This window comes from Emticicia oligotrophica DSM 17448, from assembly GCF_000263195.1.
Classification (GTDB): Bacteria; Bacteroidota; Bacteroidia; order Cytophagales; family Spirosomataceae; genus Emticicia; species Emticicia oligotrophica.
In genome coordinates, this window is the sequence record NC_018748.1 from 4,380,838 (window position 1) to 4,403,739 (window position 22,902).

General features: G+C 33.6%; 21 protein-coding genes. 9 read left to right on the plus strand and 12 right to left on the minus strand.

Annotated features, from left to right (window positions below; translation table 11 throughout):
- Positions 1–42 precede the first annotated feature (42 nt).
- The 5 genes from tesB to rfaD all read right to left on the minus strand — a co-directional run bounded on the left by tesB (position 43) and on the right by rfaD (position 5,992).
- On the minus strand, positions 43–897 hold the full coding sequence (gene tesB, locus EMTOL_RS18180) for an acyl-CoA thioesterase II (protein ID WP_015030787.1): 855 nt from the start codon (positions 895–897) through the stop codon (positions 43–45).
- 35 nt (positions 898–932) lie between these two features.
- The gene (locus tag EMTOL_RS18185; protein WP_015030788.1) at positions 933–1,907 is read right to left on the minus strand and encodes an NAD(P)H-dependent flavin oxidoreductase; all 975 of its coding nucleotides are present in this window, start codon (positions 1,905–1,907) and stop codon (positions 933–935) included.
- 39 nt (positions 1,908–1,946) lie between these two features.
- A complete protein-coding gene (locus EMTOL_RS18190) occupies positions 1,947–2,819 on the minus strand; it encodes an AraC family transcriptional regulator (RefSeq protein WP_015030789.1) in 873 nt (290 codons plus the stop codon).
- A gap of 228 nt (positions 2,820–3,047) precedes the next feature.
- Positions 3,048–4,838 carry a translation elongation factor 4 gene (lepA, locus tag EMTOL_RS18195; RefSeq protein ID WP_015030790.1) on the minus strand — a complete coding sequence of 597 codons (1,791 nt, stop codon included), beginning with the start codon at positions 4,836–4,838 and terminating at the stop codon, positions 3,048–3,050.
- A gap of 188 nt (positions 4,839–5,026) precedes the next feature.
- Positions 5,027–5,992, minus strand: coding sequence for an ADP-glyceromanno-heptose 6-epimerase (gene rfaD, locus EMTOL_RS18200; RefSeq protein ID WP_015030791.1), 966 nt, complete (start codon positions 5,990–5,992; stop codon positions 5,027–5,029).
- A 166-nt stretch (positions 5,993–6,158) separates the two neighbouring features.
- On the opposite strand from rfaD, the gene EMTOL_RS18205 reads away from it, so the two are divergent.
- The 4 genes from EMTOL_RS18205 to sufB all read left to right on the plus strand — a co-directional run bounded on the left by EMTOL_RS18205 (position 6,159) and on the right by sufB (position 9,821).
- On the plus strand, positions 6,159–6,569 hold the full coding sequence (locus tag EMTOL_RS18205) for a 6-pyruvoyl trahydropterin synthase family protein (protein ID WP_015030792.1): 411 nt from the start codon (positions 6,159–6,161) through the stop codon (positions 6,567–6,569).
- Positions 6,570–6,645: 76 nt separating this feature from the next.
- Entirely contained in the window at positions 6,646–7,764 is a 1,119-nt protein-coding gene (gene lpxB / locus EMTOL_RS18210; RefSeq protein ID WP_015030793.1) for a lipid-A-disaccharide synthase, read from the plus strand.
- Between the two features lie 6 nt (positions 7,765–7,770).
- Positions 7,771–8,256: a hypothetical protein gene (locus EMTOL_RS18215; protein ID WP_015030794.1), complete on the plus strand. Its 486-nt coding sequence runs from the start codon at positions 7,771–7,773 to the stop codon at positions 8,254–8,256.
- A 119-nt stretch (positions 8,257–8,375) separates the two neighbouring features.
- Positions 8,376–9,821, plus strand: coding sequence for a Fe-S cluster assembly protein SufB (sufB, locus tag EMTOL_RS18220; RefSeq protein ID WP_015030795.1), 1,446 nt, complete (start codon positions 8,376–8,378; stop codon positions 9,819–9,821).
- 87 nt (positions 9,822–9,908) lie between these two features.
- Here sufB and EMTOL_RS18225 read toward each other — a convergent pair whose 3' ends face one another.
- Positions 9,909–10,373, minus strand: a complete 465-nt coding sequence (locus EMTOL_RS18225; protein ID WP_015030796.1) for an Lrp/AsnC ligand binding domain-containing protein — start codon at positions 10,371–10,373, stop codon at positions 9,909–9,911.
- A gap of 617 nt (positions 10,374–10,990) precedes the next feature.
- On the opposite strand from EMTOL_RS18225, the gene EMTOL_RS18230 reads away from it, so the two are divergent.
- The 3 genes from EMTOL_RS18230 (at position 10,991) to EMTOL_RS18240 (ending at position 14,164) form a co-directional block, all read left to right on the plus strand.
- Positions 10,991–12,229 (plus strand): DUF819 family protein, encoded by a 1,239-nt coding sequence (locus EMTOL_RS18230; RefSeq protein ID WP_015030797.1) that lies wholly within the window; start codon positions 10,991–10,993, stop codon positions 12,227–12,229.
- Between the two features lie 105 nt (positions 12,230–12,334).
- Positions 12,335–13,804 (plus strand): capsule assembly Wzi family protein, encoded by a 1,470-nt coding sequence (locus EMTOL_RS18235; RefSeq protein ID WP_015030798.1) that lies wholly within the window; start codon positions 12,335–12,337, stop codon positions 13,802–13,804.
- A 171-nt stretch (positions 13,805–13,975) separates the two neighbouring features.
- Positions 13,976–14,164 carry a T9SS type A sorting domain-containing protein gene (locus tag EMTOL_RS18240; RefSeq protein ID WP_015030799.1) on the plus strand — a complete coding sequence of 63 codons (189 nt, stop codon included), beginning with the start codon at positions 13,976–13,978 and terminating at the stop codon, positions 14,162–14,164.
- A gap of 36 nt (positions 14,165–14,200) precedes the next feature.
- Here the strand turns inward: EMTOL_RS18240 and EMTOL_RS18245 are convergent, their stop codons facing one another.
- Positions 14,201–15,079 (minus strand): bifunctional 5,10-methylenetetrahydrofolate dehydrogenase/5,10-methenyltetrahydrofolate cyclohydrolase, encoded by an 879-nt coding sequence (locus EMTOL_RS18245; protein ID WP_015030800.1) that lies wholly within the window; start codon positions 15,077–15,079, stop codon positions 14,201–14,203.
- Positions 15,080–15,167: 88 nt separating this feature from the next.
- Positions 15,168–15,674, minus strand: coding sequence for a uridine kinase family protein (locus EMTOL_RS18250; protein ID WP_015030801.1), 507 nt, complete (start codon positions 15,672–15,674; stop codon positions 15,168–15,170).
- Between the two features lie 307 nt (positions 15,675–15,981).
- Here EMTOL_RS18250 and EMTOL_RS18255 point away from each other — a divergent pair, with 307 nt between their 5' ends.
- Positions 15,982–17,241 (plus strand): metal-dependent hydrolase family protein, encoded by a 1,260-nt coding sequence (locus EMTOL_RS18255; RefSeq protein ID WP_015030803.1) that lies wholly within the window; start codon positions 15,982–15,984, stop codon positions 17,239–17,241.
- On the opposite strand, the gene EMTOL_RS18260 is transcribed toward EMTOL_RS18255, so the two are convergent.
- Both EMTOL_RS18260 and EMTOL_RS18265 read right to left on the minus strand, forming a co-directional pair.
- Positions 17,242–18,054: an N-acetylmuramoyl-L-alanine amidase-like domain-containing protein gene (locus tag EMTOL_RS18260; protein WP_015030804.1), complete on the minus strand. Its 813-nt coding sequence runs from the start codon at positions 18,052–18,054 to the stop codon at positions 17,242–17,244.
- 46 nt (positions 18,055–18,100) lie between these two features.
- Positions 18,101–19,390, minus strand: a complete 1,290-nt coding sequence (locus EMTOL_RS18265; protein ID WP_015030805.1) for an aminopeptidase P family protein — start codon at positions 19,388–19,390, stop codon at positions 18,101–18,103.
- Positions 19,391–19,449: 59 nt separating this feature from the next.
- Here EMTOL_RS18265 and EMTOL_RS18270 point away from each other — a divergent pair, with 59 nt between their 5' ends.
- Positions 19,450–21,021, plus strand: a complete 1,572-nt coding sequence (locus tag EMTOL_RS18270) for a S8 family serine peptidase (protein WP_015030806.1) — start codon at positions 19,450–19,452, stop codon at positions 21,019–21,021.
- Here the strand turns inward: EMTOL_RS18270 and EMTOL_RS18275 are convergent.
- Together EMTOL_RS18275 and EMTOL_RS18280 are read right to left on the minus strand one after the other, a co-directional pair.
- Positions 21,018–22,235, minus strand: coding sequence for a hypothetical protein (locus tag EMTOL_RS18275; protein ID WP_015030807.1), 1,218 nt, complete (start codon positions 22,233–22,235; stop codon positions 21,018–21,020). The genes EMTOL_RS18270 and EMTOL_RS18275 overlap by 4 nt on opposite strands.
- 2 nt (positions 22,236–22,237) lie before the next feature.
- Positions 22,238–22,756: an RNA polymerase sigma factor gene (locus EMTOL_RS18280; protein ID WP_041693655.1), complete on the minus strand. Its 519-nt coding sequence runs from the start codon at positions 22,754–22,756 to the stop codon at positions 22,238–22,240.
- Positions 22,757–22,902 lie beyond the last annotated feature (146 nt).

Consider the following 22,902-nt stretch of genomic DNA (forward strand, 5'->3'; position numbering starts at 1 on the left):
TAAAAGGTCTTTCAATAATTTCTGAAAGACCTTTTTAGAAAACTATTTTTTCACTCGAATCAGGCCTTCTTGTACAACTGAGGCTACTAATTTTCCTTCTTCCGTAAAGAAATTACCTCTTGTGAACCCTCTTGAATTTGAAGCACTTGGGCTATCAAGAGCATACAAAAGCCATTCATCAATTCTGAAATCTTCATGGAACCACATAGCGTGGTCAAGGCTAGCTAAAAATAAATCATTTAAAGAAACGCTGTCTAAATGGGGGAGGGTGGCAGTTCCTAGTAAGTTGTAGTCTGCTGCATACGCTAAAATAATTTGATGTAATCTCAAATCATTTGGTAATTCTCCATTTGCTTTAATCCAAACGTGTCGGAATGGTTGTTGTTTTTGTGGTTTTAAAGGATTTATTTTTTCAACAGGTCTAAATTCTAATGGTCGAGGATGAGCAAAGTTTTTGTAGAAATCAGGTGCTTTTTCCTTGAAAGCTTCCAATAGAACCAAGTCAGAAACAAGTGCATCGGGCGATGGAACATTAGGCATTGAAATTTGGTGGTTGAAACCTTCCTGATTACTTTGAAAAGAACTAATACTACTAAATATAGCCTTTCCATTTTGAATCGCACTAACTCTACGGGTAGTAAAACTGCCACCATCGCGGATTCTATCTACTTCATAGAGGATTGGCATAGAAATATCACCCGTTAAGATAAAATACCCGTGCATTGAGTGTAAAATTCTATCTTCAGGAACAGTCTGATAGGCCGCATATAATGCCTGAGCAAGTACTTGTCCACCAAAAACTCTTTTCCAAGGTGCTTGATAGTTTTCACCTCTAAAAATATTTTGTTCTATTTTCTCAAGACTCAATAATTGTACTAATTCTTCTGCTGTTTTCATGCAAAATATTTTAAATGGCTTAATCCATTCTATTTTTAATATTTATGTAATAAATTATATTGCTCTTCAATGGCAGTTCGAAACTCTTTTTTAAGGTTATCAATTAGTTGTCGTGTGCTCAAAACATCATTGATTGAAGTAACCCCTTGTCCAGCCGACCATATTGTTTTCCATGCTTTGGCTTCTGCTTGAGCTGCATCTAATTCTTTACCAAAATCTATCTTTCCAGCTTTTGACCAAAGTTCTGGTGTAAGTCCTGCCGCTTCAAGGCTTGGTTTCAAGAAATTGGCATTGACACCCGAAACAGCGGCCGTATATACAATGTCATTCGTATTACTTTCGACAATCATTTCTTGATATGCACTATCTGCTTTACTTTCTTTAGTATTGATAAATCTAGTACCCATATAGGCCAAATCTGCTCCAATTTGTAGGGCAGATGCTACATCTCGACCAGTACTAATGCAGCCTGAAAGTAAAATGGTTTTGTTGAAAAACTGTTTTACTTCATTAACAAATGCCATTGGGTGTAACGTTCCTGCGTGTCCACCTGCACCTGCACACACTAAGATAAGACCATCAACGCCAGCTTCCGCCGCTTTTTCCGCATGTCTTTTGCTAATCACATCATGAAAAACCACTCCACCATAGCTATGTACAGCATCAACGATATCTGAAACAGCTCCAAGCGAAGTTATCACAACAGGAACTTTGTGCTTAACTATCATTTCAACATCAGCATAGAGGCGTGGGTTTGTTTTATGAACTATTAAATTTACGCCATAAGGTGCTGCTGGCTTTCCATTGGTTTGAACGAAGCCAGATAATCTATTTTCTATCTCAATTAGCCATTGTTCGAATCCCTCCGTTGAGCGTTGGTTTAGTGCAGGAAACGTGCCAACAACCCCATTTTTGCAACATTCTACTACTAAGTCAGGTCCAGAAATGAGAAACATTGGGGCAGCTACTGCTGGTAATGATAATGTTTCTGAGAAATTTTGTGGTAACATTTTATTTGGTTTTTTGTTGAATTTGTTTTGAGTGAATACTTATACGAAGGTTTTGGTGCCTGTATAGTTGTCTCTAAACTCTTTTGGAGTAATCGAGTATTTTTTTTTGAAAACTCTGTTAAAGTATGAAAGATTGTTGTATCCACACTTAAAAGAAATTTCAGAAATTGTCAATGAAGTATCTATTAATAATCTTGTTGCGTGCCCAAGTCTAATATCATTTAGACTATCAATAAAGGTTTTTCCTGTTCTTTTTTTGATAAATCGGCTGAAACTCACCTCCGCCATATTTACTTCCTGAGCAATGTCTTCTAAAGAGATATCCTTGTGATAATTGACTCGCATGAATTCGAATGCTTTTTCGATTCTTCTGCTCTTAAAACTGACTTTTTCACTACTAAAAGCACCACTTGTAAGTAATCGAGATTCATTAGAAATGGAAAGTTCATGGAGAATGGCTATCAATTCTATTACAGATTCAAAGCCACTTTTTTGCGTTAGAGCAATTAATCTTGGTTTTATTTTTTCGATGGTTTCTTTCGAAAAAACAACTCCTCTTGTAGAACGTTCGAGTAAGTCTTTAATTTGATTTAATTGATTTCTTTGGAGTAAATTGTTATCAAATAAATCACGGTGAAACTGAATGGTTATTTCATGAATATCATCTTTATCAGATTGGTAGGCCAACCAAGCATGGGGCAAATTCGGACCAACTAAAGTAAGTTCTAAATAGTCAATCGCTTCATTGCTATCACCCACAACTCTTCTAGCTCCTTTGGCATTTTCAATGAAATTTATTTCGTATTCGTCATGGAAGTGAATGGGAAAATCAAAGTCTTTTTTTTGTCGATTAAAAACCATGAAGCAATCATGAGGTGTAAGCGGAGTGATTTCATGGTGAAAGGTGCTCATAATAAATAGGTATAGGTTAAAATAATTATAGGTATTTAGATTTTGTAAAAATAATATTTTTGTTTTTAAATGAATGTTTTTTCTTGAAAATGTTATAAAAATTTAATTTTAGGAAAATATGTTTTTAAATATTGATTAAGAAAAATGAGTTTTTCGATTAAAATAGTATCACATAAAAAACAAAAAGGGTGCTGAATTATTCAGCACCCTTTTTAGAATTTACTATTATTAGTTATTAATCTTTAAGATAGCCATAAATGCATCTTGAGGAACCTCTACTGTTCCAATCTGACGCATTCGTTTTTTACCTTTTTTCTGTTTTTCCAAAAGTTTTCTTTTACGTGAAATATCACCACCATAACATTTTGCTGTTACGTCTTTTCTCAAGGCTTTTACAGTTTCTCTCGAAATTACTTTTGCCCCAATGGCTGCTTGAATAGCAATGTCAAATTGCTGACGCGGTAAAAGTTCGCGTAATTTCTCACAAAGTTTTTTGCCCCATTCATAGGCTTTATCTCGGTGAACAATTGCCGAAAGGGCATCTACAGGCTCTCCATTTAAAAGAATATCAAGCTTAACCAAATGCGATTCACGATATCCGATTAAGTGGTAATCAAGTGAAGCATAGCCACGTGATATTGATTTGAGTTTATCGAAGAAATCAAAAACTACTTCTGAAAGAGGTAAATCAAATGTTAATTCTACTCGTGTAGATGTTAGATACACTTGATTTTTCAATAAACCACGTTTATCCATGCAAAGTCCAATGATTGGACCAACATAGTCTGCTGCCGTAATGATTTGAGCACTAATAAAAGGTTCTTCTATCCAAGAGATACCATTAGGGTCTGGCATTTCTGATGGAGCAGATACCTCAATAATTTCATTTTTTTTATCTACAACATGGAATTTTACAGATGGAACAGTAGTCAACACGGTCATATCAAACTCACGTTCCAATCGTTCTTGAATGATTTCCATGTGAAGCATTCCTAAGAAACCGCAACGGAATCCAAAACCTAAAGCGGCCGATGTTTCGGGCTCCCAAATCAATGAAGCATCATTGAGCTGTAGTTTTTCCATTGCATCTCTAAGGTCTTCAAATTCAGAAGTATCAACAGGATAAATCCCTGCAAAAACCATCGGTTTTACTTCCTGGAAACCTTGTACAATTTCTTTTGTTGGGTTTTCGGCATTCGTTATGGTGTCACCAACTTTTACTTCTTTGGCAACTTTGATTCCCGAAATAATATAACCTACATCGCCACAATCAACATAATCGCGAGGTTCTTTGCTTAAACGTAAAATACCAACCTCATCGGCATAATATTCTTTACCGGTTGCTAAGAACTTTACTTTATCACCTTTGTTTATTCTTCCATTTTTTACACGGAAAATAACTTCAATACCACGGAATGAATTGAAAGTTGAATCAAAGATTAATGCTTGGAGTTCTGCATTGGGGTCACCAACTGGTGGTTTGATTCTATGGATAATTGCCGCTAGAATTTCATTAATACCTATACCTTCTTTAGCACTTGCAGGAATAATCGAATCTCTATCACAACCAATCAAATCAACAATTTGGTCTTTCACTTCTTCTGGCATTGCTCCCGGTAAATCAATCTTATTTAAAATTGGAATGATTTCTAGGTTATGCTCTAAAGCTAAAAACAAATTACTAATAGTTTGTGCTTCGATACCTTGAGCTGCATCAACTACTAAAAGAGCACCTTCGCAAGCAGCAATCGAACGAGAAACCTCATAGCTAAAGTCAACGTGTCCTGGAGTATCAATTAGGTTAAGTACGTATTCCTGACCTTCAAACTGGTAATTCATTTGAATGGCGTGACTTTTAATTGTGATACCGCGTTCACGCTCTAAGTCCATATCATCAAGCACTTGGGCTTGCATATCACGGGCCGAAACAGTTCCAGTAAATTGTAATAGACGGTCGGCAAGAGTACTTTTGCCGTGGTCGATGTGTGCAATAATGCAGAAATTACGAATATTTTTCATTAAGTACCTTTCTCAGAAAGTAAAGTTCTTTAAACTGTATATTTTTGTTTGAATATTTAGATGCCTTACGAATTCTTCATGTTTTAGCAAAATACCGCTTGTTCGCTCTTGAAAAACGGCAATACTTTTCTAAAACACAAAGTAAATCCTAAATGTTTTTGCAAAAATAGAAAGAAAAAGGCAGAATTTTAAAGATATTTTTGGTCAACCAAATAATTTGTCACATAATCTTTTACAGCATCTTCTAAACTTGTGAATGGTTTTTTGTATCCAATCATTCGAAGTTTGCTCATATTTGCTTGTGTATAATATTGGTATTTATCACGAATATCAATCGGAGTATCTATAAAATCAATGTTTGGAGTTAAATTTAATGCCGAGAAAGTTGCTTTAGCTAAGTCGAGGAATGTTCTTGCCTGACCAGTTCCTAAATTATAAATACCAGAATTTCGGCGTGAATGCATCAAAAAAATACAAACATCAATTAAATCTTTCACGTAAATGAAATCTCTCATTTGTTCACCATCTTTGTAGTCTGGTCTATGAGATTTGAAAAGTTTAATATTGCCGTTTTTGTTGATTTGATTAAAGGAATGGAAAATTACTGAAGCCATTCTGCCTTTGTGATACTCATTTGGACCGAAAACGTTAAAGAACTTTAGTCCCGCCCAGAAGAATGGTGTATTTTTTTGTTGTAAGGCCCATTTATCAAAATCATTTTTTGAATCTCCGTAAGGATTAAGTGGTTTTAGTTGCGGAATTACTAATTCATTATCATCGTACCCTAATTCTCCCGCTCCGTAAGTTGCTGCTGAAGAAGCATAAATTAATGGAATTTGAAATTCATGGCATTTTTGCCAAATACGCTTTGAATAATTGAGGTTTAGGCGGTCGAATATTTCTGTGTCAAATTCAGTGGTGTCTGTTCTAGCACCAATATGAAAACAAAATTCAACTTCAGATTGATTTTGTTCTAGCCATTCAAAGAAGTTATCTCTGTGTACAAACTCTTGAATTGCCTTCCCTTCCAGATTCTTCATCTTTTCTGGATTAGAGAAGTCATCAACAGCAATTATAAACTTAAAGTTATCTTGATTCAAACGTTGAATTAAGCAACTTCCGATAAAACCAGCGGCACCTGTTACAATTATCATAAATGTATTTCTTTTCTATTTTGAAAATAGTTTGCAAAATTAAATCATACACATTTAGAAAACTATACACTAAACTTTGATTAAATTGTACTTTTTTAAGAAAATGCAGCTTTTTATATAATTAAGGTTTTTTGTTGGTAATTTTGTAAAAAAATAAAGTATAATAATGATTTTTATTACAAGAAGAGAGACCTTCAACGCTGCTCATCAACTATATAATCCAAAATGGTCAGAAGAAAAAAATAGAGAAGTATTTGGCCTGTGCTCAAATATTCATGGCCATAATTGGGAGTTATTTGTAACCGTCAAAGGTGAAATAAATGAAGAAACAGGTTTTGTAATGGACTTAAAAGTTTTGAGCAAAATCATGAAACAAGAAATTGTTAATAAAGTTGACCATACGTTTTTGAATACAGATGTGCCGTTTCTGAAAGGCAAATTGCCAAGTACCGAAGTATTTGCGGTGGAAATTTGGAAAATATTAGCTCCAATAATCCCTAATTTTTGTAAAGGTCAATTACACAGTATTAAATTAGTAGAAACAGCTAATCATTTTGTTGAATATTACGGAAACTGATGTACAATGAATAATTGATAATTGTTGTAAACTTTCACGGTACATTTTACATTATTCATTTTGCATTTATTTTCAGATGAAATATTTCATTATTGCTGGCGAACGCTCAGGTGATTTGCATGGGTCAAATCTTATAAAAGCTATAAAAAATGCAGATTCTAACGCCGAAATAATGGCATGGGGTGGCGATTATATGCAAGAAGCTGGGGCTAAAATAAGCAAGCATTATCGAGAATTAGCTTTTATGGGTTTTTTAGAAGTTCTGAAAAATCTTGGTAAAATTTTAGGGTTTATAGGTATTTGTAAGAAAGAGATTGAAGCATTTCAACCAGATGCTCTAATATTGATTGACTACGCTGGATTCAACTTGAGAATTGCGAAGTGGGCAAAAAAGAATAATTATAAGGTTTTTTACTATATTTCACCAAAAGTCTGGGCATGGAATCAGGGTAGAGCGTGGAGTTTAAAGAAAAACATTGACCGTTTATTTGTAATTTTTCCATTTGAAGTTTCTTTCTTTAAAAAGTATGATTTTGAAGTTGAGTTTGTAGGAAACCCACTCTTTGATGCAATTGCTAATTTTCAGCCTGCTAGTAATTTTCTTGAAGAAAATAAATTAACCAATAGAAAAGTTATTGCATTATTGCCGGGAAGTAGAAAACAAGAAGTTGAAAATATGCTCAACTTGATGGTGGCAACACAACCACATTTTCCTGATTTTCAGTTTGTTATTGCTGGGGTTGGGAATTTACCTAGGTCTTTCTATGAACCGTTTTTAAATGAAAAAATTACTTTAGTTATCGACCAAACCTACGATTTACTTTCACATAGTACAGCAGCTTTAGTGACGTCGGGCACTGCAACTCTCGAAACTGCTTTATTTGAAGTTCCTCAAGTGGTTTGTTATAAAACCAGTAATATTTCTTATCAAATTGTAAAAATGCTCATAAAAGTGCCTTTTATTTCGTTAGTAAATTTAGTTGCTGAAAAAGAGGTCGTCAAAGAATTGATTCAGAAAGACCTAACTTTTGGAAATCTTTGCGATGAATTGACTAAAATTATCCGAAATTCTGAATTTAAGGAAAGACAAATAAGGGGGTATAAAGAGGTAAAATTGAGTTTGGGGGAAGTGGGTGCTTCTGAAAAAACAGGCAGAAGGATTGTAGAAATTTTGAACATCAAACAAAATCAATAATAAACAATGAATTTTAAAATTTTAACATTAGCTATTACTTTAGTTGTGGGCACTCTTTTTTCGTGCAAAAAAAGTGAAACGGCGGCTCCAAAAACAAAAACAGAATTATTGGCTGGTACAACTTCAAAATCTTGGAAAAACACAAAAGCTGTTGCAGCTAATGGTGGTCTGAGTATTGATTTGGTTTCAACCCAACCTACGTGCGTAGTTGATAATATCTTAACTTTCTATTCAAATAAAAGTTATGAAATTCGTGAAGGGGCTACCAAGTGTAACGCAGCAGACCCTGACTTGGTTTTAAAAGCAAATTGGAGCTTAAGTTCAGATGAAACTAAATTTACGGTAGATAAAATTATTTTTCAAGGTCGTCAGTTTGATAACATAACATTTGATGTAGTTCAATTAACAGAAGATATTTTTGTTGGTAAAACTATGCTTACAATCAGCAATGTAAGTTATGAATTCTCAGCCACTTTTGAGCCTGTAAAATAAGGTTAAGAACAATTTTCTCAGAATTTTTTAAAATCTTATTTATATTAAGTCTAAATTTGCGAACATTTACTACAAGATTTTTGTTAAAAAAAAGAGAGTAAATCAAGCAAAATAAAAGCATGAGCAAAGATTTAGAATTACTAGAAGAACTAACTACATCCGAATATAAATACGGATTTTATACAGACATTGAAGTTGATGAAATTCCTGCTGGTTTAAACGAAGACGTAATCAAAATGATTTCGGCTAAGAAAAACGAGCCAGAATGGATGCTCGAATATAGATTAAGTGCATATAGAGTTTGGCAAACAATGACCGAACCAACATGGCCCAATGTAACTTATAAGCCTGTTGATATGCAAAGTATCAAATATTATTCAGCCCCGAAGCAAAAGAAAGAGGTTAAAAGCCTCGATGAAATTGACCCTGAATTACGCCGTACTTTTGAGCGTTTGGGTATTTCATTGAAAGAACAAGAGCGTTTATCGGGAGTTGCTGTAGATGCTGTAATCGACTCAATTTCAGTTGCTACCACTTTTAAAAGCAAATTAGCTGAATTAGGTATTATTTTTTGTTCTATTTCTGAAGCTATCCATGAGCATCCTGAATTAGTAAAGAAATATTTAGGTTCGGTTGTTCCCGTAAAGGATAACTATTACTCAGCTCTTAATTCGGCTGTTTTCTCAGATGGTTCGTTTTGTTATATTCCTAAGGGTGTTCGCTGCCCAATGGAATTATCTACCTATTTCCGAATTAATGCAGCAGGAACGGGTCAGTTTGAACGTACGTTAATTGTGGCTGATGAAGGTTCTTATGTAAGTTATTTAGAAGGTTGTACAGCACCAATGCGTGATGAAAATCAGTTACACGCAGCAGTTGTTGAAATTTTTGCCCATGAAAAAGCAGAAGTAAAATATTCAACTGTACAAAATTGGTACCCGGGTGATAAAGATGGTAAAGGAGGTATTTATAACTTCGTTACTAAGAGAGGATTATGTTTTGGTGAAGGTTCAAAGATTTCTTGGACTCAAGTGGAAACAGGTTCAGCGATTACTTGGAAATATCCTTCGGTAGTATTACGTGGAGATAATTCAATCGGAGAATTCTATTCTGTTGCAGTTACAAATAATATGCAACAAGCAGATACGGGTACTAAGATGATTCACCTTGGAAAAAATACCAAGAGTAGAATTGTTTCTAAAGGTATTTCAGGAGGTAAAAGCCAAAACTCATATCGTGGTTTAGTTGAAGTTTCAAAACGTGCGGAAAACGCCCGAAACTTTTCACAATGTGATTCATTATTACTCGGAGATAAGTGTGGAGCTCACACTTTCCCATACATTGAAGTAAAAAATTCAAGTGCTTCAGTTGAACACGAAGCCACTACTTCTAAGATTGGAGAAGACCAACTATTCTATTGTAATCAACGTGGTATTCCAACTGAACAAGCTGTTGCCTTGATTGTCAATGGATATGTGAAAGAAGTTTTAAATCAATTACCAATGGAATTTGCAGTAGAGGCTCAAAAATTACTTGAAATTTCATTAGAAGGTAGTGTAGGTTGATTTTTTGCAAGAATTAATATAAAAGAAAAAGACTGTCTAATGGCAGTCTTTTTCTATATAAGATAATTATGAATACATTTTGAGAAATTAAACCAGTGGGATTGGTCGATTAAACCTTTCTTCTAATGAAATGAATGTTTCAGTTCGGTTTATTCCGCCTACTTTCTGAATTTTATCGTGTAATACTTCTCGTAAATGCTGCGTATCTCTGCAAACAATTTTGACGAAAATACTATATTGCCCCGTTGTATAATTTATGCTCACAACTTCTGGAATATTCTCAAGTTGGTCGGCTACGGTATCATATAATTCACTCTTATCTAAATAAATTCCCAAAAAAGCACTAATATCCCAGCCTAGTTTAATCGGGTCAACAATTAATTGAGAGCCTTTTACAATCCCCATTTGCTCCATTTTATTCATTCGAACGTGTACAGTTCCACCTGAAACGAATATTTTTTCGCCAATGGCCGTGTAAGGCATTTTGGCATCTTGCATCAATAAAGATAAAATCTTTAAATCAGTTTTATCAATTTCGAAATTTTTGTCCATTTTTGAAATTATAAATTATGAAATTTTTAATAAATATATATAATTATTGAATTAAATAAAAATTTTAAATATTTTTTATGAAATATTTGCAATGAATATGAATTATGTATTACCTTTGTAACATCAAAGTAAAACAAGGCAGCATCAAACAAAGCTTAATTGAATCTTTTGATAGATACTGTAAGGTGATGAAATTGGCAGCCATGCCCTCCTGTCTCGAGGGTGGTGATTACGGGATAAACGCAGCATAATGCCGGACTTTCTTAGTCGACTGGGATTGACCACCAAATTTGTACTGTGGCTAACTGCACCGTGGGCGGTTCGACTCCCCCTCTTACAGCCAAAATTCCGAAAGTGTGAAAGAATATTTTACTAAATAAATTTCTTTCATACTTTTTTTTTAAGTATTTTTGCTTAGTAAAAATATTATTTGGTTTTTAGTTTGTTGATGAAGTGTAATTGCGACACGCAATCCCAAGTTGAGGTTTGCGTGTTTTTTTGTTTTATGTAAATCCATATTTTACTATGTATAGTAAATCCCCAAAAATTGCTAACTCATAGTAAATAAAATTCTTATTTTTAATTTACCTTGCAATGCAATACAACCAATCAAATAGATGAATCAAAGCACTACACTCATTACAAATGATGCAATAGTATTAGGACTTTTAATGACTACTTTGGCGTTAATTTTTTATTCTACCACATTAAAAGCTTTTGAAAAATTTTACAAAATAGTACCATCAATTCTATTGTGTTTTTTTATACCAGGCTTGTTGAGTTCATTTAATATTATTTCTGCATCGGAGTCACAATTAGATGAAACAGCTTCAAAATTTTTCTTACCTACGTGTTTGGTTTTCTTTACATTATGTATAGATATCAAGGCCATTAAACAATTAGGGGGAAAAGCTTTATTTGTTTTTTTTGCTGGTGCTATTGGCGTTATGATTGGCGGGCCAATTGGTATTTGGGTAGGAAAATTAATTGACCCTAGTTTTTTGGGAAAAGATGGCGAAGAAATTTGGAGAGGTTTAGCAACAATTGCTGGTAGTTGGACTGGAGGAAATGCCAATCAATTAGCGTTGAAAGAAATATTCCAACCATCTCCAACAGTTTTTGCTCAGACGAGTGTTATTGATGTATTATTTGCGGAGTTGTGGCTCGGAGTTTTATTGTATTTTGTTGGTAAGGCGGCTATTATTGATGCTAAAATGAAAGCAGATAATTCAGTAATTATTGAAATACAAAAAAGAGTTGAATTTGAAGATTCAAAACAAGTAAATCCAAATTTAAGAGAACTTACGATTTTATTTGCCTTAGGTTTTGGTATCACAGGATTAGCTCATCTTATAGCAGATAGGGTAGCTCCATTTATTGAAACTAATTATCCTAATTTAAAGGCTTATAGTTTAGCCTCGAAATCATTTTGGATTGTTAGTATTGCTTCAATTTCTGGCTTTTTATTATCTAATACAAAAGTTAGAAACCTTGAACATTATGGAGCATCAAAAATTGGCACTTTGTTTCTCTATTTTCTCATTACTACGATTGGAATGCAATTGCATATTTTTGAAGCATTTAAGAACCCAATGTTATTCTTAGTTGGCTTAATTTGGATTTTGATTCATGCTATTTTTACCATCTGTGCAGCACGTTTAGTTCGTGCTCCCTTTTTCTTTACAGCAGTAGCCTCACAAGCTAACGTAGGGGGTGTTGCTTCAGCATCTGTTGTAGCTGCTGCATTTAATCCGTCGTTGGCTCCTATTGGAGTGTTGTTAGCAATCTTAGGAAATGCAGTTGGCACGTATTGTGGGTATTTGACAGGAATAATAATGAAATGGATTTCTATGTAAAATTCATTTGTCATTTTTTTGTCACCTTAAGTTTCGTTTTACATACTATTCTTTCTTTCAGGCACCAAAATTGCTAATATTTTGAAATAGCTAATTTGAGTGATTATGAAAAAGGTAATTATTATACTGCTCTTCAGCAGGTTAATATCCAGTGCCCAAGACAGTATAATAAAGAAATTTAATTATAGATTTGAGGTAGGAAGTTATTTTTCAATAAATAATAAACTTCCTTTCTGGCAAGCATCCAATCAATTTGGTAGTATTCCTACCGATATGCCTGCATTTTTATGCAGACAAAGTATAAAAACGCAAAAAGATACACTTAATAAGTTTTTTAAATTTGATTATGGTTTTGAAGCTGTTACAATTCTTGGTAGAAGTCCCCGATTGTTATTACCAGAAGGTTTTGTGTGTACAAGAATTGGAAATTTTGAGTTTTATGCAGGCAGGAGAAAGGAAATTTTTGGAATAGTTGATACACTTTTATCTTCAGGTTCTGCTTCATGGTCTGGCAATTCTCTTCCGCTCCCGAAGGTACAAATTGGAATTCCCAATTATACAAAATTATTTTTTAAATGGTTGAGTGTAAAGGGAACATTTGCTCATGGTTGGTTTGGGAATCAAACCTTCACTAAAGGCCATTATTTACATCAAAAATCATTATTTCTTAGAATAGGAAATCCTACTTCAAGGGTATTCTTATATGGAGGTTTAGTTCATAATGTGGAGTGGGGCGGGACACCCAAGAATATACTTCCTGTGGGAGATAATAGATTACTGAACGGTAAATTTCCTGCTGATTGGTTTGTTTATGGAAACGTAGTTTTACCATTAAAATCAATTTGGCGGAGTTCTTCTAAATACCAAACCTATAATGCGTTTGAAACCACTAATCATTTTGGCAATCAATTAGGCACCATTGATGCAGCTGCCGAATTCAAAGTGAAAAGAAGTAAAGTAATACTTTATAGACAGTTTTTATTTGAAGATGGCCAACTTTTTGGACTAACCAATACTGATGATGGCTTATATGGAATAAGTTTTACACCAAAACCTGAATCTTCATTCAAAAGAGTCGTTTTTGAATATTTATTTACCAAAAATCAAGGGCGTTATGTTGCTGGTATTGGTCGATTGTTAAATATGCCCGATAGACACCCCAATGAAGAAAGTTTTTTGTTCAATCATCAACAATATTTTGATGGATGGTCGTATAATCGAAGAACTATTGGAACTCCTTTCTTAACTCCAGAAGAAAATATTAGAAATGAAAATAAATTAGGAAACGATAATGTTTTCGTCAATAATAATAGAATTTGGGCATTCTACGGAGCATTTTTGAATCAAATTGGAGCTATAAGTTTATCTAATCGTTTATCGTACAGTAGAAATTTTGGAAATACCAGTTTATTAGGTAGGGTAATAAAGCCAGTAAATCAGATTTCTTATTCAATAAATACAATTATTCCTCTTAGAAGATTAAAAGCAGATTTGAATGTCAATATTGCTATTGACCATGGGGATTTGATAAAAGACAATTATGGTACGTTTATTTCAATCATAAAAAAATGGTAAACCAATTTAAAGTTTCATTTTACCAGTTTGATTTGTGTAGAATCTATTAATTTACTACCGTTTAATAAAAATAAATTAATTAAATTAAACCCATGCAACATTTTTCAATCAAATGTTCGTCTTTACAAGAAATTTATGCAACTGTTATTTAAGATTCTCTTTTTTAAATATATGACTGAACTAAAAACTAAGATACTTTTAAAAGACTCGCAAGGAAAAATTCTTGAGATAAAAGAATTATCAAGTGAGTCATCGAATGAATTTGATGTAGATAAACTCAATGATGGGGTTTATTTTGTGGAATTATCATTACCACATGGAAAGACGATAACACATCAGTTTAGTGTAAATCATAATTAAATAAAAAAGGTATGGTTTAAACCATACCTTATATTTTCAATAAATTTCTCTTTTGGCTGAGAGTAATGTATTATACATCAAAGCTGCAACTGTCATTAATCCAACGCCTCCTGGCACTGGTGTAATATAGCTACATTTTGGAGCAACTTCATCAAATTTTACATCACCCTTAAGTGCAAAGCCACTTTTTTTAGATGTATCTACCACTCGGGTTAATCCAACATCAATTACAACCGCACCTTCTTTGACCATATCAGCAGTGATAAATTCGGGTTTGCCAAGTGCAGCAATGAGAATATCTGCTTGTTTTGTAATTTCTGATAAATTTTGGGTTCTACTGTGAACCAATGAAACTGTACAATTGCCAGGATAAGTATTTCTTTGCATTAGAATACTCATCGGTAAACCTACAATTTGGCTTCTTCCAACAACCACACAGTGTTTTCCAGCAGTTTCAATATTATATCTTTTTATTAATTCTAAAACGCCAAATGGTGTTGCTGAGATATATGAAGGTAAACCTTTGGACATTCTTCCGATATTGATTGGGTGAAAACCATCAACATCTTTTCGAGGCTCAATCGCTTCTATTACTTTGTCAACGTTTACATGTTGTGGTAATGGAAGCTGTACGATAAATCCATCAATATCATCATCTTGGTTTAATTGTTGAATGATTTCTAGAATTTCATCTTCAGTAGTACTTGAATCACGGCGAATAAGTGTAGATTTGAAACCAATTTCTTCGCAAGATTTGATTTTACTTGCAACATAAGTTTCACTTGCACCGTTATCACCAACCAAAATTGCTGCTAAATGGGGTGTTTTGCCACCTGTGGCTTTCAGTTTTTCAACTTCTTCTTTCAGTTCTAATTTAACTTGAGCAGAAATGAGTTTACCATCAATGATTGTCATTGGAACTAATTTTAAATGAGTTGCAAAGGTACGAAGATATTTATGAAATATAAATTTGGTTTTTGTGATTCATTAAAGGAATATTATTTCAACGATTGATTTCTTTAATAACTTTTTCCATATCAAATTCGTCTTCACCACTTACATTTACAACACCTTTTAATTCTTTATGGGGTTTTCCAAATCTTAGAAAAGATTGCCAAACATGGTCAATAAACCAAGTTGGCTCGTAGCCCCATCGGATATCCATTGCCCTTCGAATGAGGAATGTACGTTTAGAGATTTTTACATGAAACTTTTTATCATATAATTGATTGATGCCATCATCATAAAAAGCAAAAAGTCCTTCGGCTATAACTACATCAAATCTACTTCTAAAGAGTTCAATAACTTCTTTATACAACTCAAAATCAATGGATTCTGGGGATTCCCAATTGGTTTTATTTCTTATTTTGGGAATTTGGGTTTCTGGAAATACAAAATCATCTTGGTGAAAGATGATTGCTTTTTTACCTGTTTTTCTAAAATAAGTTACTAACAAATTAGCTAGGGTACTCTTTCCAGAGCGACTTACGCCACCAATTCCAATAATCATTTTATTTTATGAAATTTGCTAAAATTGATTAATTTTTAATTGACTACAAAGAAAGAGAAATTTGCTTATATTTAAGTCAAAATCTTTTAAACCCTAACATAATGAACAAAGATAAACTATCTTATTATTCAAGTTATATTGCCATTATTTGCGGTATTTTCTTAATAATTATGAAGTATTATGCAAACGATAACTCTAATTTACACCTTGTTATGGCCTTGTTATTTATCTCAATTGGACTTATTGGACTTTTCCAGTATAGAAATAAAATCTAATTTTCGATTCATTACTTAAAATCTTCATACAAATGCGTGTATTTTATATATTGTTAGTTGTTTTATTTTTTGAAAAATCTTTCGCTCAAAATAGTCTATATCTGAAACCTGACAGGGTTTTTGATGGCGAGAAAGTATGGGAAAAGTATGGAGTAATAATTAAAGGTAATAAAATTGAAGCTTTCGACTCTTTTTCTAATTTGGATAAAAGTGTTTTAAAAGATGTAAAAGTGATAGAACTTAAAAACTGTACATTATTACCAGGTTTAATAGAAGGTCATACACATTTGTTTTTACACCCTTACAATGAAGTTACTTGGGATGACCAAGTTTTAAAAGAAGCTCGTTCTTATCGAACTGCGAGGGCTGTTGTTCATGCTGAAAAAACTTTAAAAGCTGGTTTTACAACTGCCAGAGATTTAGGCACAGAAGGTGCAGAATTTGATGATGTTGGTTTAAAAAAGGCTATTGAAGATGGCTTAATTTTGGGGCCTAAATTGTTGATTGCAACAAAAGCCTTAATCGCAACTGGAAGTTATGGGCCAAGAAATTTTTCACCAGATATTAAAATACCACAAGGAGCAGAAGAAGCTGATGGTAATGATGATATAATTAAGAAAACTAGAAATCAAATTGGAAAAGGGGCAGATTTAATAAAAATTTATGCAGATTACCGTTGGGGATTGAGAGGTGAAGCCGCTCCAACTTTCACAATTCAAGAAATAAAGCTTATTGTAGAAACCGCTCAGAGTGCAGGAAGACCAACTGTTGCTCATGCTGCAACGCCTGAAGGTATGAGAAGAGCTATTTTAGGTGGAGTAGAAACCATCGAGCATGGTGATAATGGAACTCCAGAAATTTGGAAAATGATGGTTGAGAAAGGTGTTTATTTTTGCCCAACTTTGGCTGCGGGCGATGCTATTTTGCAATATAGGGGTTGGAAAAAAGGGATAGAAGAAGAACCCGAACGAATTAAAAAGAAAAGGGTTTCTTTCAAACAAGCGATAGAAGCAGGGGTGAAAATTTGCTTCGGAGGCGATGTTGGCGTATTTGCTCACGGAGATAATGCTCGTGAATTAGAAATGTTGGTGGAATACGGAATGACTAGCACAGAGGCTTTGAAATCTGCTACAAGTATCAATGCAGATGCATTTCATATTGAAAAGGAAGTAGGAAGAGTAAAGAAAGGTCTAATGGCTGATATATTAATTGTAGAAGGCAATCCTATTCAAAATATATCAGACATTAGAAAAGTAAAGCATGTTTATAAAAATGGTGCTTTGGTTAATTAATTACAATAACCTTAAAACAGTGATTCCTGAGTGTTTTTTTATTCTATTGAGGTAATCAGCTAAAGGTTCGGTTGTAATCATAACTTTTTTTAGGTCGTATGAAGCATGTAAAAGGTGAATACGACCATTTTGTTTGATGGCAAAACCCTCATGATTAAAGTCAAGACCCGGCACTGTTGATGTAATACCAATGATATCACCATCTTGAATTTCTGATTCAACTTTGGCTACTTTTTCCTTAGGAATATAGAAAAAATCGTATGTATTGATTGTTTTTTGAGATTTTTCAACTTCAGCAAAGGCTTTATTATCAAGCAATTTAGAATACAAATTTCGGTGAGAGGTCATGAAGTTGATTGTTTTATTTATTTCTTCGCCCCCGATTAATGGTGTCATATCTTGAGTAATGTTGTAATCTTCAGTTTGAATCATCCATTCCTTGAAATAATGAATCCTTGAACCATAACCATTAATTTCTCCCTTTCTATATCGTAGATTTTTTAGGTAATTATTGAATTTATCATAACTTTGATTTTCGTCGAATTTTGTCAATGCCATCGCTGTTACACTTTCTACAAAAGTCCAACAATCAAAATCTCGAAGATTGCAAACTAATTGTTCAACTGGCTGAGCGTCAAGTGTTCCTGCTTTATATGGCTGGCCAATGAAGCTTTTGGCTATTGCAAGGGCAGTTTGTGCTTTAGTAGCAGATTTTTTTATTTTCATTTTTTGCATGAAAATCATTTCGTCGGGACTTTGGGCGATAATATTGAAAGTCGTAAATGCAAAAATTATTAAGAGCCTAAGATTCATTTTAAAAGTATTTTTTGTGGTTATATTTAATACATGTGTGTTTTGTTTAATTCGACATTAGGGCTTCTATTTCATCTATTTCAAGCGGAATTCCCTCCATCAAATCAATATTGCCATTTTCTGTTATCAAAATATCATTTTCGAGGCGAATCCCAATTTTTTCTTCAGGAATATAAATCCCTGGCTCGCAAGTAAAAATCATTCCAACTTTAAATGGTTCATATCTGTTTCCAACATCATGAACGTCGAGTCCTAGGTGATGAGAGATACCGTGTGGAAAGTATTTTTTGTATAAAGGAGCATCTTCATATTGATTAGCAACTTCATTTTCGGTGAGGAGGCCTAATCCAATAAGTTCTCTTTCCATAACTTTTGCTACTTTATTCCTGAGATTTTCCATGGTATTCCCAGCAATAATCATAGACTTGGCTGCTTTCATGACATTTAAAACAGCTTGATAAACTTCTTTTTGTCTAGAAGTAAACTTTCCATTTACAGGCAGACAACGTGTAATATCAGCATTATAATTTGCATATTCGGCTCCAAAATCCATCAATACTAATTCATTATCCTCACAAATCTGATTATTTGAAACATAATGAAGAACACACGCATTTTCTCCAGAAGCAATAATTGGTTGAAATGCATGACCACGAGAACGGTTCATTAAAAACTCATGGGTTAATTCAGCCTCTAATTCAAATTCAGCAATTTTGGGTTTCAAATATTTTGCCATTCGAACGAATCCTTTGTGAGTAATTTGAATGGCTTTTTTGATTAATTCAATTTCGATAGGTTGTTTGATAACCCTTAATTGATGCATTAATGGAGCAAAACGCTCGATTCGATGCAAAGGGAATTTCTCCTTAAATTCTTTGATGAATCTTCTTTCACGCGTTTCGAATTCCCAATTTCCACCATCGTGTTCATTCAAATTTAAGTAAACGTGCTCGGCTAAGAAAATTAGTTTACGTAATAGAGTTTCGAAATTGCTTGTCCACAAAACTTTTTCTATGCCCGAAACCTCATTTGCTTGTCTTTTTGATAATTTTTCTCCTTCCCATATCTTTAAATATTCACTTGTTTCACGTATTAACAAAACCTCTCTAAATTTTTCATCTGGAAAATCAGGGAACAATATCAATAAGGTTTCTTCTTGGTCAATACCTGTCAAATAAAAAATATCGTTGTTTTGGCGAAATCCAAATGTCCCATCTGCATTTGTTGGTAGCACATCGTTTGATTGAAGTATTACCATTGAATTCGGTTTTAACAAGTCTTTCAGCCTTTGACGATTTGAAATAAAGAGTTGCGAATCAATTTTTTCGTAACGCATTTCCTTTTTTTATATAGAATTTTTAGAATATTTGCGAAATTAAAAATTAATAAATACTAATGGCCAGAATCAGACAAATTTTATCTCTCATAATTATTTTCTTAGCGTTTGAAGCACAGCTTTTAGCACAGGATAACAAGTATTGGATTGTACTGAAAGATAAAAATTTAAAGTCTGAACCTGCCATTTCTACAAAAACCAAAGAAAATCGAAGAAAATTAGGCCTTAAAGAATCACAATGGTCTGATTTACCCATCAATAATGATTATCTGAGCAAGCTACAAGATAATGATATTAAAGTACTTCAAAAGTCAAAATGGTTGAATGCCGTTTCTGCCGTAATTCCAACTCATCAACTTGATTGGGTGGTTCGACTAGGTTTTGTTAAAGAAATTATCCCAATTAGTAAGTTCGATTTGCTGACTATAGATAAACCCAAACCCACTAGTGTAAATGAAGAAGATATCCGTGTTGATTTTGCCATGAAACAAGTTGGAATCGAACACTTTTTAAATGCAGGGCTCAGTGGTGAAGGTGTATTAATTGGCGTTATAGATGCTGGTTTTTTTGGAGCAAATGATAGTCAAATGCTAAAGCATTTATTCGAGAGAAATCAGATTTTAGGAGTGAAAGATTACGTCAATCCCAAGAAAAAAGATTATTTTGGAGAACGAGAAACCGTTTCGGATTTTCATGGAACTGAAGTTTTAAATGCCATAACAGGACGTAGTTTCAAAGAAAAAATACAAGTTGGATTGGCAACAAACGCAAACTTTTACCTTGCCAGAACTGACAGCGGAAATCGAGAATTTAGAAGGGAAGAAGATAATTGGTTGGCAGCAATGGAGTGGATGGATAGTTTGGGAGTTAGATTAATTAATACGTCGCTTGGGTATGCAAAAGGATTTACGAATCCTAAAGAAAGTTATACTCCCGAACAAATGGATGGTAAGACAAGTGTGATTGCGAAAGCTGCGAAAATGGCTGTAGATGAAAAAGGAATAATATTGGTAGTTTCGGCTGGAAATGAGGGCGATGATAATTCTTGGAAGATTATCTCTACACCCGCTGATGTTGATGGGGTCATTGCCGTGGGTGCTACTAATGAAATCAGTATGAAAATGGGCTATAGCAGTATAGGTCCAGAATTTTTATCTTACTTGAAACCTAATGTTTCGTGTTTTTCCTTGTTTGGTACGTCTTTAGCTGCTCCTGTTATCACTGGTTTTGTTGCTTGTTTATTACAAGAGCAACCTGATTTAGATAATAGAGAATTACGAGAAATTTTACAAAAATCTGCAAGTTTGTATCCTTTTGGGAATAATTTTATTGGGTATGGCGTTCCCAATGCGAAAAAGGCTTTAAATTTATTAGCCAAGAAAAGTTTTAATGATAAATCGCCTAGAATTGTAGAAGTTAACGAAAACGAAAAACAAGTCGAAATTCCTGTGTCTGCAGGGGAAATGGTTGTATTATTTCATAAAAAAGACGAAGCACATGTATTAAATCAAGAATCTTTGAAAGCTAAATATAATTTAGTTTCATTGAAAAGAAATACATCTATCAAACAAACAACAGTACTTACTGCTGAAGAGGTGATAGAAATAATTTGGAAGACTTCAACTAATTAATTCTTTTTAGGTCTAGTTAAGAACTTTGTTGTATAAAACTTGCCCTTTTGGAATCTGAAATAGATATTTCCCACCCTTACCACACTCATATCTTTCATTTTTGTGATATTGTCTATGTCATCTTCAAGGGTATGGATAGTGCCATTGGTCTTTTTAGCAATATCAATATAATCTTCTTGAAATGCCAAATTCTTACGGTAGGTTTCTCCACAAAGAATAATGTGAACTTTTTTCTTCACTTTCGAAAGCAGTTTCATATCTTTTACTTCACTGCTATTATCGGCAATCATGACTATTTCATCAACATCTGGAAAATTCTTTTGAGCATACAATAGTGCTTCAATATTGTTTTCAGGTTTATCCTTATTATTTTCAGTATTATTGATGGCTGCAAACATCGTATCCCATAATACTAACTCATCTTTACTTCTCACAGTAAACATTTTTCCCGGTAAACGACCACGAGTTTGACGGCCAAGGCTATCACAATCGGTGAAGAAAACTATACCTTTGATTGAAGTATTTTCGGCGTTTTCATTCATCCAATCAAAAACTTGGGTGGTGTATGGAAACATGCTTGATGTAATATCACAAACGATGACAATATTTTTCCATTTATCAATATTTCTATCGAGTGCATCATAGGAAGTTTGCTCATAAGTTTTACCTAATTCACGAACTCTTGAGATTTTATCACTCATCGAAACGGCACTCGCAGACATGAACCTAATTTCTCTTTCAGCTAAGTCATTGGCATAATTATTCTGAAAAAGGAGCCTTTTGTTTGTTATTTTGCTGAGTTTTATCTCTGTTTCAGCTGTTTCATCGAATTCTTTTGTTTCGTTGTAAAGTTCTGGAAAAACAGGACTTCCTTTCAGTTCGGCAATGCTTTCATCTTTAGTTTCTTCAATATTTGACTTAGTATTTTGACTCTTCTTCTCCGTAGATTTACTTATGGTCTTTGTATCTTCACTAGGAATTATTTCCAGTGATATGGGTTTACTATTCATATAAAACTCAACAATAGGTGTTTCGCTTACAAGAACATAAACCAAAGAGAAAATGAGTAGTCCAAAAGTAGGGTAGAGGAATCGTAACGTTTTTCTAATAAAGAGCTTACGGCTCATCTTTTTCCAATCATCTGGAGATTTCTCAGGAACATACTCTTCAAGTTTATCCTTAATAAATCGATGAAAATTTTGTTCGTCTTGCATTGTCAAAGCATTTTTCTTAGTTTTTCACGTAATAATCCATTTGCTAATGATAAATTAGCTCGCGAGGTGCTTTCGGCCATTTTGAGCATTTCACCAATTTCTTTGTGTGAATAGCCCTCGACCGCATACAAATTAAAAACTAAGCGATAGTTAGTCGGTAAACTTTGTACCGCATTCATAATATCTTCCGACGTTAGTTTGGCATATATTGATGTATCTCCAAAATTTGTCTCTATAATATTTTCGGGTAATGATGTAGTCTGATTTTTTATGTTTCTTCTAAAATGGTCTATGGCAACATTAATCATTATGCGGCGAATCCAAGGTTTAAGGCGTTCGATACTTTCTACTTTGTCTAAACTTTTGAAAACCTTCAGAAAACCGTCGTTCATTATTTCTAGTGCATCATCTCGATTATCACAATAACTCATGCAAACAGACAAAGCAAAGCCATGAAAATGCTCATAGAATTTCTTCATAGCACTTTCTTTGCCATTTAGGCAGCCTTCTACGATTTCCATTAAACTATTTGAGTTCAATAGCGTCTTTCGTGTTAATGGGTTGAAGTAAATTTCAGTTATGTACGTTATCACGGAAAATTTACGTTTAGATGTGCTTTTAACTAAGACGTAAATTTCAAGTGATAACGCTGTAAATTTGTTTTATT

What these genes read in the sequence shown, in the direction of transcription:
- tesB (WP_015030787.1), bottom strand. Translation starts at nt 897, where the DNA reads ATGAAAACAGCAGAAGAATTAGTACAATTATTGAGTCTTGAGAAAATA.
- EMTOL_RS18185 (WP_015030788.1), bottom strand. Translation starts at nt 1,907, where the DNA reads ATGTTACCACAAAATTTCTCAGAAACATTATCATTACCAGCAGTAGCT.
- EMTOL_RS18190 (WP_015030789.1), bottom strand. Translation starts at nt 2,819, where the DNA reads ATGAGCACCTTTCACCATGAAATCACTCCGCTTACACCTCATGATTGC.
- lepA (WP_015030790.1), bottom strand. Translation starts at nt 4,838, where the DNA reads ATGAAAAATATTCGTAATTTCTGCATTATTGCACACATCGACCACGGC.
- rfaD (WP_015030791.1), bottom strand. Translation starts at nt 5,992, where the DNA reads ATGATAATTGTAACAGGTGCCGCTGGTTTTATCGGAAGTTGCTTAATT.
- EMTOL_RS18205 (WP_015030792.1), top strand. Translation starts at nt 6,159, where the DNA reads ATGATTTTTATTACAAGAAGAGAGACCTTCAACGCTGCTCATCAACTA.
- lpxB (WP_015030793.1), top strand. Translation starts at nt 6,646, where the DNA reads ATGAAATATTTCATTATTGCTGGCGAACGCTCAGGTGATTTGCATGGG.
- EMTOL_RS18215 (WP_015030794.1), top strand. Translation starts at nt 7,771, where the DNA reads ATGAATTTTAAAATTTTAACATTAGCTATTACTTTAGTTGTGGGCACT.
- sufB (WP_015030795.1), top strand. Translation starts at nt 8,376, where the DNA reads ATGAGCAAAGATTTAGAATTACTAGAAGAACTAACTACATCCGAATAT.
- EMTOL_RS18225 (WP_015030796.1), bottom strand. Translation starts at nt 10,373, where the DNA reads ATGGACAAAAATTTCGAAATTGATAAAACTGATTTAAAGATTTTATCT.
- EMTOL_RS18230 (WP_015030797.1), top strand. Translation starts at nt 10,991, where the DNA reads ATGAATCAAAGCACTACACTCATTACAAATGATGCAATAGTATTAGGA.
- EMTOL_RS18235 (WP_015030798.1), top strand. Translation starts at nt 12,335, where the DNA reads ATGAAAAAGGTAATTATTATACTGCTCTTCAGCAGGTTAATATCCAGT.
- EMTOL_RS18240 (WP_015030799.1), top strand. Translation starts at nt 13,976, where the DNA reads ATGACTGAACTAAAAACTAAGATACTTTTAAAAGACTCGCAAGGAAAA.
- EMTOL_RS18245 (WP_015030800.1), bottom strand. Translation starts at nt 15,079, where the DNA reads ATGACAATCATTGATGGTAAACTCATTTCTGCTCAAGTTAAATTAGAA.
- EMTOL_RS18250 (WP_015030801.1), bottom strand. Translation starts at nt 15,674, where the DNA reads ATGATTATTGGAATTGGTGGCGTAAGTCGCTCTGGAAAGAGTACCCTA.
- EMTOL_RS18255 (WP_015030803.1), top strand. Translation starts at nt 15,982, where the DNA reads ATGCGTGTATTTTATATATTGTTAGTTGTTTTATTTTTTGAAAAATCT.
- EMTOL_RS18260 (WP_015030804.1), bottom strand. Translation starts at nt 18,054, where the DNA reads ATGAATCTTAGGCTCTTAATAATTTTTGCATTTACGACTTTCAATATT.
- EMTOL_RS18265 (WP_015030805.1), bottom strand. Translation starts at nt 19,390, where the DNA reads ATGCGTTACGAAAAAATTGATTCGCAACTCTTTATTTCAAATCGTCAA.
- EMTOL_RS18270 (WP_015030806.1), top strand. Translation starts at nt 19,450, where the DNA reads ATGGCCAGAATCAGACAAATTTTATCTCTCATAATTATTTTCTTAGCG.
- EMTOL_RS18275 (WP_015030807.1), bottom strand. Translation starts at nt 22,235, where the DNA reads ATGCAAGACGAACAAAATTTTCATCGATTTATTAAGGATAAACTTGAA.
- EMTOL_RS18280 (WP_041693655.1), bottom strand. Translation starts at nt 22,756, where the DNA reads ATGGAAATCGTAGAAGGCTGCCTAAATGGCAAAGAAAGTGCTATGAAG.